General features: G+C 39.8%; 10 protein-coding genes and 2 pseudogenes. 3 read left to right on the top strand and 9 right to left on the bottom strand.

The window, feature by feature from the left end:
• Positions 1 to 41 precede the first annotated feature (41 nt).
• From AB4Z45_RS14080 to AB4Z45_RS14090, 3 genes and pseudogenes are all read right to left on the bottom strand, one after another.
• A pseudogene (locus tag AB4Z45_RS14080) lies at positions 42 to 483 on the bottom strand (histidine phosphatase family protein).
• Positions 484 to 498: 15 nt separating this feature from the next.
• Positions 499 to 732 (bottom strand): DUF3953 domain-containing protein, encoded by a 234-nt coding sequence (locus tag AB4Z45_RS14085; protein WP_441909939.1) that lies wholly within the window; start codon positions 730 to 732, stop codon positions 499 to 501.
• A 155-nt stretch (positions 733 to 887) separates the two neighbouring features.
• Positions 888 to 1,229 carry a cupin domain-containing protein gene (locus tag AB4Z45_RS14090; RefSeq protein WP_441909940.1) on the bottom strand — a complete coding sequence of 114 codons (342 nt, stop codon included), beginning with the start codon at positions 1,227 to 1,229 and terminating at the stop codon, positions 888 to 890.
• Between the two features lie 235 nt (positions 1,230 to 1,464).
• Here AB4Z45_RS14090 and AB4Z45_RS14095 point away from each other — a divergent pair, with 235 nt between their 5' ends.
• Positions 1,465 to 2,667 (top strand): serine hydrolase domain-containing protein, encoded by a 1,203-nt coding sequence (locus AB4Z45_RS14095; RefSeq protein WP_441909941.1) that lies wholly within the window; start codon positions 1,465 to 1,467, stop codon positions 2,665 to 2,667.
• A gap of 75 nt (positions 2,668 to 2,742) precedes the next feature.
• Here AB4Z45_RS14095 and AB4Z45_RS14100 read toward each other — a convergent pair whose 3' ends face one another.
• Positions 2,743 to 3,288: a GrpB family protein gene (locus AB4Z45_RS14100; RefSeq protein ID WP_441909942.1), complete on the bottom strand. Its 546-nt coding sequence runs from the start codon at positions 3,286 to 3,288 to the stop codon at positions 2,743 to 2,745.
• 53 nt (positions 3,289 to 3,341) lie between these two features.
• Positions 3,342 to 4,115 (bottom strand): HAD-IIB family hydrolase, encoded by a 774-nt coding sequence (locus tag AB4Z45_RS14105; protein WP_441909943.1) that lies wholly within the window; start codon positions 4,113 to 4,115, stop codon positions 3,342 to 3,344.
• A 213-nt stretch (positions 4,116 to 4,328) separates the two neighbouring features.
• Here AB4Z45_RS14105 and msrA point away from each other — a divergent pair, with 213 nt between their 5' ends.
• Entirely contained in the window at positions 4,329 to 4,844 is a 516-nt protein-coding gene (gene msrA, locus AB4Z45_RS14110; RefSeq protein WP_441909975.1) for a peptide-methionine (S)-S-oxide reductase MsrA, read from the top strand.
• A 124-nt stretch (positions 4,845 to 4,968) separates the two neighbouring features.
• Here the strand turns inward: msrA and AB4Z45_RS14115 are convergent, their stop codons facing one another.
• Both AB4Z45_RS14115 and AB4Z45_RS14120 read right to left on the bottom strand, forming a co-directional pair.
• Positions 4,969 to 5,508, bottom strand: a complete 540-nt coding sequence (locus AB4Z45_RS14115; protein WP_441909945.1) for a histidine phosphatase family protein — start codon at positions 5,506 to 5,508, stop codon at positions 4,969 to 4,971.
• Entirely contained in the window at positions 5,505 to 6,341 is an 837-nt protein-coding gene (locus AB4Z45_RS14120; protein ID WP_441909947.1) for an AraC family transcriptional regulator, read from the bottom strand. The genes AB4Z45_RS14115 and AB4Z45_RS14120 overlap by 4 nt, the downstream gene beginning before the upstream one ends.
• Before the next feature lie 141 nt (positions 6,342 to 6,482).
• On the opposite strand from AB4Z45_RS14120, the gene AB4Z45_RS14125 reads away from it, so the two are divergent.
• Complete coding sequence (locus AB4Z45_RS14125) at positions 6,483 to 8,408, top strand: glutaminase domain-containing protein (protein WP_441909949.1); 1,926 nt, start codon at positions 6,483 to 6,485, stop codon at positions 8,406 to 8,408.
• A 618-nt stretch (positions 8,409 to 9,026) separates the two neighbouring features.
• Here the strand turns inward: AB4Z45_RS14125 and AB4Z45_RS14130 are convergent.
• Together AB4Z45_RS14130 and AB4Z45_RS14135 are read right to left on the bottom strand one after the other, a co-directional pair.
• Positions 9,027 to 9,188 carry a hypothetical protein gene (locus tag AB4Z45_RS14130; RefSeq protein WP_441909951.1) on the bottom strand — a complete coding sequence of 54 codons (162 nt, stop codon included), beginning with the start codon at positions 9,186 to 9,188 and terminating at the stop codon, positions 9,027 to 9,029.
• A 457-nt stretch (positions 9,189 to 9,645) separates the two neighbouring features.
• Positions 9,646 to 10,855, bottom strand: a pseudogene (locus tag AB4Z45_RS14135) (IS1182 family transposase); the annotation flags it as partial.

Here is a 10,855-nt window from a genome sequence, read left to right on the forward strand (position 1 = left end):
CCTAGCTTAACCCATGCTTAAGAAAACATAGTTTAATTATCTCACACTGTAGTTGTGTTCCATAATCTCTCCATTCCTATTAACATTTCACCCTCGAATTCCAATCTATAGATATCCGGCTTTGAGGTATTTAATAAAAATTCCAAATCGTACTGACGACAAAAATTCCGGGTCAGAGAACATCTTCTTAACCAATGGATACAATTCCAAATCGGGCATGATTTCATCATCTTTTAAAAAGTTTACTTCTTTAAGATCATCAAAAACCAATATTACTTTGCCAGAAGACTGCGCTAGTTCCTCTATCGTCAACTTCGCCCTTCTGTATGAGCTTGAAATATAATTGTCTATTCCCTCTTCTTTCAATATTTCAGTTATGATACGGGCATCTGAAATCCCTTTTTCAGTTAGCCCACGCGTTCTCTCCTTCCCTTCTCCTTTAGGTGAATCTCCATGCCTGACCATGTAAATAAACGTTTTCATATCTAACCACTTCCACTAATTCAATAAGAAACCTTGAATGGAAACAAATAAAGCAAATAAAAAAACAATAATGCTCATATACCCCCAGAAACTTTTTCTGTCTTTTTGAAGTTCAGCTAGTCCTGTTACTAACATAAATATGGCTAAAAATAACATTAAATATGGCATCATTTCAAAGTTTTTAGTCGTTAGACTATAACAGGAAAGACCGAAAACAATTATCGCTAATATAATTATACTTTTTTTCACAACATATCTCTCCTTTCTCCCTAAAAACTATCTTTGTCTATTAAAATTCACAGATACCTTATATTTACATGATATCATAATTACGGATTCTCTATTTCACCCTACTACCCTTAACTTACTTACAACCTATTAATGTTATCCGCCGGCTAATTCCATTAATCTATTACGTACCTATCACCTCTACTATTCGGTTGAGATATAACCAAAAATTCAATTTCTTCGTTGGATTTATTAAACATTTGATGAGGGATCTGAGGTGGAACCTCGATTCCTTCATGTTGATTTAAAATAACCTCTTTATCACCAATTTCCATAGCAGCTGTTCCTGATAAGACAAAGAAAAATTGTTTAGCATCTTGATGATAATGCTTTACTTCCGCAGTATTTGCTGGCATTCTTTCGTGAATAACGCTTAATTCCTTATTTTTAACTAAATGCCAACCATCACAGTTGTCTCCCCAAATATAATGTTCAGCAGATTGTTTACTTATTTTCATATCAATTGCCCCTAACCACTAATGTTTTTGTTGTAAAATGCGCCATGAAAATTGTCCATTATTTCTGGTTGAATTATTATACAAACAAAAGAATAATAATTAAAACCTCCAGCACGATCTAGTCTAAAGTCGAGGCAACAAACTCGACTGCGGTGCGAATTCGTTTTTTACTATATCTGGTAAAGTTAAGAAATGTTATAAATAGTCGGCCTGTGAAACGGCGGAAGGTGGCGTCATGATGGAGAAGAAAAGGAAGAAGGGTCGGGTTTGGAAAATCATTGGACTTATTTTGGGAGTTCTCATAATAACGCTCGCAACGATTACATTCATTCAGGTTGACTTCTCTAACCCTAAGGATCTTGAGAAATTAGTCCAAGTCAAAATGAAGAAATCAGGCATGACAGGCGTATCCATCGCGATAATCAAGGACAATCAAATTGATCGCATTATTAATTACGGAGACGCTGACAGGGAAAAAGATTTACCGATCACAAATGACACGGTATTTCAGATTGCCTCCGTTTCCAAAACAGTGACTGCCACGGCCGTCATGCAGCTTGTTGAGAAAGGAACCATTCAGCTGGATGATGACATAAATACGTTTTTGCCGATAAGTATTGTTCATCCTAAATTTCCAGACACTCCCATTACATTCCGCATGCTGTTAAACCATACTTCAGGAATTGATAACAATTGGAAGCTGTACGACAGCCTCTACACTTCGAACAGCGGTGGTGGCGACTCAACGGTTACACTCGCGCAGTTCATGAAGGAATTTCTCGTTCCGGGAGAAAAATGGTACGACGAAGAAAAAAACTTTACGAAAGATAAACCTGGTTCGGCGTTCAACTACAGCAATGTCGGATATGGTTTACTCGGCTATTTAGTCGAAGAGATTACCAAAACACCTTTTCCGGAATATACGCAGCAGCATATCTTTGACCCGGTGGGCATGAAGCATACCAAATGGATGCATAAGGATTTATTAAGCAATGACGTACTTGCCGTGCAATATGATGCAAAACATAAACCGCTGATGCCCTATTCTTTCCCGACTTATCCAGACGGTACGTTGAAGACGACAACTACCGAATTTGCTAAGTTCTATCTTGCAATCATGAACGGCGGGAAGGCTGAGAACGGAACCATCCTATCGCAGGCCACACTTGATGAGATGTTCAAACCTCAGTCGGATAATGGCAATCAGGCACTCGGATGGAGCTATTCAGCGCTGGATAGTCTTTACTTGAAAGGCGTCAGCAAAGGCAAGGTTATTGGACACAACGGCTCAGATCCCGGAGTACTCACGATTACGGTGTTTAATCCAGACAACAAATCGGGTTTGATCCTCTTTTTTAACAATGAGCTGAGCTTAAGTTTAAAATCGCTAAATCTTCATTCCATGGTCAAACGTCTCGTTAAGGAATCGGGCATGTAACATCTTTAAATCCTATATATGCAGAAAAGGAGCAGCTGCCTGCTGCTCCTCCATTCTGAATAAGAAGTTTCTCCTTCACATATCTGAAGCCAATGGTTTCCAACCCGCTTCTTGCGACCAAATATGTGCTTTCTGAATAATATCCCAAACGATTGGCCCTTTGCCTTCTACATACTTGGAGCGTTCATCCTTATAAAGCTCAAACAATCGATGTTTCTCCCGAGCGTATCTTAAACAGTCCTCAGGGTGAGCACGCAAATAATCTCTAAACAATAAAGTTAATTGTTCTGAAAAACTACCTGACTGCCGTACATGAATATGCGTTCTTCGACTGCCCGGTATTTCTCGAAAATACTTTTTCGTTTTATCTGCGTTTTCTTCTCGGTATACGAAGCCTATTTTCTCCATCTCATTCTTATGGTTTATGATCGTTTCAAAATCAATAACGGATAGTTGAATATCAATGATGGGCTTCGCATCTAAACCAACAATCGAAGTAGAGCCAACATGGTCAATACGAACGACCAAATCTCCCATAGCATTCCTTATTTTTAGAGCGATTTCATTAAATCGATTTTTCCATTCTGGATTATATTTTGCAATTATCCATTGTTCCTCCATAATGAGCTCCTTACGTTGCTGTTCTTTAATAAAAACTTATCACTCAAAAGCAATTATGAATTCAATGGAACATGCTTGCCAGCAAGCTCCTTCAGTTTCTCTACGATCTGTTCTTCGTAATTGTCCGCGAACGGAATCACTTCCGATGCATAAGAAGCCAGCTCATCATGATGGCCAATCATAACCGTATGTTTTGCATTTTGAAACATCGAAATGTCGTTGGCATCGTTCCCAAATGCAATAAATTGTTTGGCTTCCACCCCTAATTTTTGCAGGGCACTCCATTTATGAATATGAGTTGGACTAACATCAATGACACCTTCATTACGATGCCTGTGAATAACAACTTCTAGGCTTGCAAGCTTTTGCTCCAAAGCTTCCATATCATTCGCGGTAAGAATTAGTATTTTGACGATGGTCTCCAGCGACTCTACTGCAACAAGCTTAGCAAGCTTGGAGGCATCAACATTTTTTAATATCGGATGCTCTAAGGAACCGGTGTAGGCGTAATCCCAATGGCTATCAATCAAATATGTCGCTTGATGCACTTCAATATGCTTTAACATGGTAAGGCGTAAATCTTCATTAAAAGTTTCTATAGCAATCATGCTGCCATCCTTAGAAATAAGAGAACCATTTCCTCCTATAAGAGAAAAGCTGTGAAAACGTTGATGAAGAACAGGAAGCATATCTCGAATGGGACGAGCGGAAGCAAAAATAACTTCATGCCCTGCTTGAGTTAATTCCTCCAAACCACTTAAAATCTTTTCAGAAACAGGCTGTCCTTTAAAGCAAATGGTTCCATCTAAATCAAAAACAAAAATCATAAGTAATCCCCTACTTCCAAATGAATGTCATGTACTATTTGATTATAAATAGATATAATTAGATTCAATTAGTTTACTGCAAAAGCTTTGGAATTTCTAGACAATATCTCTTATGAAGCCACCAAAGCAATAGACTGATTGAATGATCAAGCTTATAATATGTGTTCACTCGAACGCTTTATTAATTAGTTATGGAAATGGGGAGAGCAAATGATACAAAAAGCAACGTTTGCCGGGGGCTGCTTCTGGTGTATGGTAAGTCCTTTTGAAGAACAGCCCGGCATACATGGCATTCTGTCCGGCTATATGGGCGGAACGCTGGAGAACCCTACTTATGAGCAAGTATTGACTGGCGAAACCGGTCATTTGGAAGTCGTACAAATCACTTATGATTCGGACATCTTCCCATATGAAAAACTGCTTGAGCTTTATTGGCCCCAAATTGACCCTACAGACGCTGTAGGACAAGGCAATGATCGCAAGAGCCAATACCGTGCTGCCATCTTTTATCATACAGAAGAACAGCGCCAGCTTGCTCAATTATCCAAGGAAGAGCTTGGAAAGAGCGGCCGTTTTGACAAGCCGATTGCAACAGAGATTCAAAAAGCGGAAGTATTCTATCCAGCGGAAGAGTATCACCAGAATTATCACCGTAAAAATCCAAAGTTTTATAAGGAATCACGAGTATATTCTGGCCGTGATGCTATTATCGAGAAATACTGGAAGTAGAAAATAACTTTGTTTAATGAAAGATAGAAAAAAAATAGGGACGCGACACTTTTACGTGTTTGCGTCCCTATTTGATATGAAACGTTCGAAAATAATTTCATACGCCGTAGGTTTTCTGTCTAGCTCAGCCATTCCAAATTCGCTGTATAATCGGCAATTCACCTTCAAACTGCAAATGATAGACATCAGGATTAGACAAGGATGCCCATTCCTCAAAACCGAATTTAGTTTCATAATGCTTAAGCAGCAAGGACATCAAGTTTCCATGGGTAACGATAACCACATTGCTAAACCCGCTATTTCTCACATCGGTTATTACCGCTAAGGCACGATTCATCGCAGAAGTACTGGATTCGCCGCCTTCATAACATATCTCCAGATCTGTAAAAGTATGACGAAGCATTTCAAGCCAGTTAACATTGCTTTCGCCACATAAAACTCGTTCTGACAAGCGATCATCCACATGATAGTTTACCTGAATATTTTCAGCTAATGGAGAAATAGATTGAATGGCCCTTAGGAAGGGGCTCGAAATGATATGTTCGATAGGTTTGCCCTGCAGTAATTCAGCTACCCGCTCCGCTTGCAGATAACCTTCTTCGGTAAGATTAGCACTTGGCGATTGCCCTTCTGCCTTGCAGTGTCTGACTACGTAGATGTTCAAGAGTACCCCTCCGCATCTATAAATTGATTAGTTCTATTTTTTCTATATTCCGAAGGAGTAATGCCCGCAATCGCTTTAAATGATGAAGAGAAATAATGCTGGTCGGCAAAATTCAGCTTTGTAGATATCTCGTTGATGTTTAGATTCGTGTTAAGCAAATATTGTTTGGCGAGCTCTATTTTGCGATTGCGAAAATAAGTATAAGGCGTTATACCATAACATTCTCGGAATAATTTAATAATGTAGTTTTTCGAATAACCAAGCTGCAATGAAACATCGTTAATATCGATAGCATTCTCGATGTTTAAATCCAAACACTGTTTAATGCGTTCAGGAATAGAGAGCACTTTATTTTCCAAATGGTTTTTTAAATGCAATATGATTTTTAACACAATAACTGAAATCTCATCTGTAATATCAGAGTAGTTTTTTTGCTTGGCAGATGCAATATTAATAATTTCATTCATATAAGAAAGAATGTTGCAATCCTTCACAATATAGGTGTCTGCTGGCAAGTAATGCTTAAATAAACTTTCTGCAAAATCCCCATTAAAAACGACCCATATTTTAACCCACGGATTTTCCTCGCTGGCATAATACTTATGATAACTATTTTTAGTTAAGAGATATACGTCATTTTTTTGAGGATACAGCGTTTGGGATTCTATCTCGAGCACACCGCTTCCATCCATAATATATTCGAATGAAAATAAATTTTCACCTTTTCTCTCGATGATATAATTCTTATCACAATAAGAAATTCCTGCCATTACGATGTTCAATGGAAGTTTAGGATCTAGCAGATGCCAAAAGCTATAAACAGTTTCTTTCATTGTGATATTCCTCACATCTATTGTGATAACTTCTATTATCAGACCGTAATTTGTATGATAAATTGTATATTACAGCAACAGATAACATTATTCAATCGTTTTGCATTTCATTCATTTTCATCTAACTTAGGAGGAATTACTATGATTATGCGAGCTCCAGCTGTCCCACTTATAACTGTAGATCCTTATTTTTCTGTTTGGTCTATGGCTAACGAACTGAACGAAGCTGACACCAAACATTGGACGGGCCAACCTCATAAATTAGTCGGTACCGCTGAGGTTAACGGAAAAGAATATTGTTTTATGGGCGGCAACGATAATGGTATAAAAATGAAACAAACAAGTGTAGATATTAATGCATTATCCAGCAAATATCGTTTTACTTCTGATGAAATCAATTTGGTAGTTACGTTTACTACCCCACTTCTAATGGATGATTTAAAGCTTATGTCTAGACCCGTGTCTTATATTCATGTACAAGCCGAATCTAACAATGGTGAAGCGCATAATGTGACTATAAAAATAAATGTCGATGATGAGTTATGTCAAAACTTTAAATATGAATTCCCCGTCGATTACAAAGATATTAGCGAGCCAGGTTTTACATGCGGCAAGATTGGAAGCAAATTTCAAAATGTTTTAAATAAAGCTGGTGATGATCTTAGAATTAACTGGGGTTATTTATACCTCGCTTCTAATCATGAAAAGGCTTCAGTCATTGATGTAGCCAATACGCATGAATACGGTACAGTAAGCCATAACATTGAGCTGTCTATCCCTGTAAATACAGGCGAAAACGCAAATGCGCTTTTTGCTGTTGCATATGATGACATCAAAGCGATTGAATATTTTAATGAGCCGCTTAATGCTTATTGGAAAAAAGACGGTGAAACCATCGAAGATGCCTTGAAGCAGGCACTATCTGAGTACGACAGCCTATTTGAAAAGTGTGAACAATTCTCATCCACTCTATTTGCAGAAGCTGCAGAATCAGGCAACGAGAAGTACGCGGAACTAGTATCATTAGCCTACAGACAAGCTATTGCAGGTCATAAGGTTTGTGCGGATACGGATGGAAACGTTCTCTTTATATCCAAAGAAAATTTCAGCAATGGCTGTGCAGCTACGGTAGACGTTACGTATCCATCCATACCGCAATTTTTAATTTACAACCCAGAGCTCGTTAAAGGGATGCTGCGCCCTATTTTTAAATACGCTGCTACTGATATTTGGTATTATGATTTTGCACCACACGATGCGGGAACCTATCCACTCGTTAACGGCCAAGTCTATAGTCACGGCACATGCCCTACTTGGCAAATGCCCGTTGAAGAATGTGGCAATATGCTGATTTGCACAGCTGCTGTTGCGGTCACGGAGAATGATGTATCTTTTGCCAAAGAGAACTGGGACCATCTTGAGAAATGGTGCAATTATTTAATTAACAATGGTGTAGATCCTGACAACCAGCTGTGTACGGATGATTTTGCAGGGCATCTCGCGCATAACTGTAACTTATCGATTAAGGCTATTATGGGTATCGCAAGCTTTGCGATTCTAAACCGTATGGCTGGAGACGAGAAAAAGTCAGAGGAATTAATGAATGTTGCAAAAGGAATGATAGATAACTGGCTCGTCATGGCTGCTAATGAAGACGGAACCTATCGTTTAGCATTTGATCGTCCTGATTCCTTCAGCATGAAATACAATGCGGTATGGGATCAAATATTCGGTCTAGAATTGTTCCCTAAAGATACATTTAAAGCTGAGACTAAAGCCTATTTGGAGAAACATTCAGGTGAATTTGGACTCATGCTTGATAATCGTGACACTTACACCAAATCGGATTGGATCGTTTGGAGTGCGACGCTCTGCGACAATAAGGAAGATTTCAATTCCATTGTAGACCGCCTCTGGCATGCATATGATAAAACCGAGAGCCGCGTTCCAATGAGCGATTGGTATTCAACAAGCACTGCAAAGATGGTAGGTTTCCAAAACCGTACCGTGCAAGGCGGCTTATTTATTAAGATGCTTATGGATAAAGAGATTTGTAAGATCAAGTAGATCGTATGTGAAAAGGCGACCTTTAGCGGCAGTCATTACGTTAAGCTCAATGACAATATCCGGTATAAAGTATAAAATTGGAATCCGCAACGGCATGGGACAAAGCCCTGTGCCGTTGTTTTTTTGTGTAAGTAAGGAAACAGCGTACAACAAATAAAGCGGATGGAAAATCCGCTTAAAAAAGTGATCGTGTGAACTGAAATATGCTACTCTGTAGACGAAGCTAACGACTGATCTGGAGCGGATTTTGCGCGTATACTGCTTGCTTCTTTGCGTGAAAATTTGTCAGACCAACAGTGTATTTTAAGGCCCGGAAAGAAGTTTCAATGCCCTAACGCATGTGATAAATCGACTCGAGTTCATCGGCTGAGAAATCAGAAGCAGAATGATTCGTAATGAAGATTCCATAAGTGCCACTGGGCAGGACGAAACGAACAACCCGAAAGGAAATCGGTTAAAACAAGTTCTCCTGTAAATCCAAAAAGTCAAAGGTAGACGTGGAAGGGACCAATAGCTAGTGCCTACCCTGTCGCACAACCTTCGTGGCTGAACAAGGGCATCCACATAAAGTCTGTTACAGTGGTCATAGGCTGCGTTCAAATGCAGAAGGTTAAATCCTTAGATGTTCGGTTGATTTTGAAAATAGGTGTCCGTGTCCACCAGGTTAGTTGCCATATGTAAATCCGAACCGTCAATCGCAAGTAATCGATATCCACGATAGTCCTTGATATCCATATTCAAATCTGTAAATGCGTGAAACAAAAATTCCACAGCAGACAACAGGATTTTATTCCTTTGCTGAACAAAAGCAGAAGTCGTTGCCGTGTTTATGTCATAGCCCTACGATTCCCAGAGTTCCTTATATAAGCTGTTGCCACCCATGGAGATTAGGAGTTTCATAACCTTTTCAAAAGACAGATTCTCCTTTCGGGTAAATTCTTTTTCAGGATTTTTGACGTAGGGTGCTTGTGTGGATGACATTTCTTGCATGAGGGATGTCAGCGTTTGTTTTAGCGAATTCGCGTACTTATTCATTGACGAAACCTACTCGTTTTTTCAAGGGGCCACTCCACACAACTTCATCTGCTTATCAAGTCTTTTTTTAATTATATACAAAAAAAGAGAAGGTTATCTTTTTGATAACCTCAGACTGTGGAGAAACCCCCGCTTTTTCAAAGCGCAGGGTTTCTTTTTTTGTATTTGTATACGGTTTAAATAGTTTTTAGAGGGATTCCCACTAGATTGCCCGCCTTTCTAGGTGGAGGGCAATCTTTTTCATGTTTTGAACAGCCGCGGTCATGAGTGCTTGCTCTGTTGCGTTCAACAGTCCCCGTAAACGGCAATAGCGAAACCCATGGAGCTGTTTAGCATCCGCGAAGCTTCGCTCAATTGTTTCTTTTCGTTTCTTGTACAGTTGCTTACCGGATTTACTCAATCGGTTTGCCCGCACTTGTTCCTTGCTGTCTTCCCAAATATGTCGCGTCACCACTTTTCGGTGGTTTCGTGAACGTGTACATTTTGCCAACATCGGACAATTTGCACACTGGTCTGGATCTGACGCATAGTGCCGGTATCCTTTCCGGTCTGTTGTTCGGTAGAGAAGCTCTTGCTTTTGCGGACAGAGATACGTATCTCGCTCCTTATCGTATGTGAATTCCCATTTGTGGTACAAGCCTTGCGTAGAATGAAAACGCCGGTGCGCAATGACGCCAAATATTTTACGMATTTCAAGACCTTTACAGATGGGAGCTGTTAAATAACCGGAATCTAAAGCAACGGCTTCAACATGAAATCCAAATCGTTCACTTTGACGATCTAAGCGAGARAGATACRGTACGGAATCATGCACATTTCCTGCTGTGACGAAAACATCGGTGATGAGATTGTGTTTCACATCGACGGTGCGATGATCCAAATAAAAGAAGCCTTCTGGTTTGCCATCTCGCATCATATAGCCACTGTCGGGATCCGTCGTGCTAACCTTTACTTCCTTCTCTTCGTTCACCTCCTCCCGTGGCTTTAAAGCTTTTTTCCATGTGCTTTCCGGTCTGCTTCAATAGCAGCATTCAGTTCATCCAGATAGTCTCGYGTGTTCTGCTKWACCTGCTCTTTCGTGTGCTTCTTTTTATTCGCATTCGCTTTCACATGCGTAGAATCAGATACCAACACACGCCCGCCAACCATCCGATGAGAGATCGCTTGCAAAACAATCTCATCGAAGATGTCCTGAAAGACTGTCGTATCCTTAAAGCGAGTGCGACGGTTCCAACTAATAGTCGAGTGGTCCGGCACACGATCGGTTAATCCTAAGCCCAAAAACCAGCGATAAGCCAGATTAGTTTGCACTTCACGTTCCAACTGACGCTCCGAACGAATCCCATAGAAGTAGCCTAGGAAAATCATCTTAAAAAGTACAAGTGGATCAATAGCAGGACGTCCATTATCCA

Source organism: Paenibacillus sp. MCAF9, from assembly GCF_052114265.1.
In the GTDB taxonomy this organism is placed as follows: domain Bacteria; phylum Bacillota; class Bacilli; order Paenibacillales; family Paenibacillaceae; genus Pristimantibacillus.

Coding starts and splice junctions, on each gene's coding strand:
- AB4Z45_RS14090 (WP_441909940.1), bottom strand. CDS start 1,229: ATGAAAATAAGTAAACAATCTGCTGAACATTATATTTGGGGAGACAAC.
- AB4Z45_RS14095 (WP_441909941.1), top strand. CDS start 1,465: ATGATGGAGAAGAAAAGGAAGAAGGGTCGGGTTTGGAAAATCATTGGA.
- AB4Z45_RS14100 (WP_441909942.1), bottom strand. CDS start 3,288: ATGGAGGAACAATGGATAATTGCAAAATATAATCCAGAATGGAAAAAT.
- AB4Z45_RS14105 (WP_441909943.1), bottom strand. CDS start 4,115: ATGATTTTTGTTTTTGATTTAGATGGAACCATTTGCTTTAAAGGACAG.
- AB4Z45_RS14120 (WP_441909947.1), bottom strand. CDS start 6,341: ATGAAAGAAACTGTTTATAGCTTTTGGCATCTGCTAGATCCTAAACTT.
- AB4Z45_RS14125 (WP_441909949.1), top strand. CDS start 6,483: ATGATTATGCGAGCTCCAGCTGTCCCACTTATAACTGTAGATCCTTAT.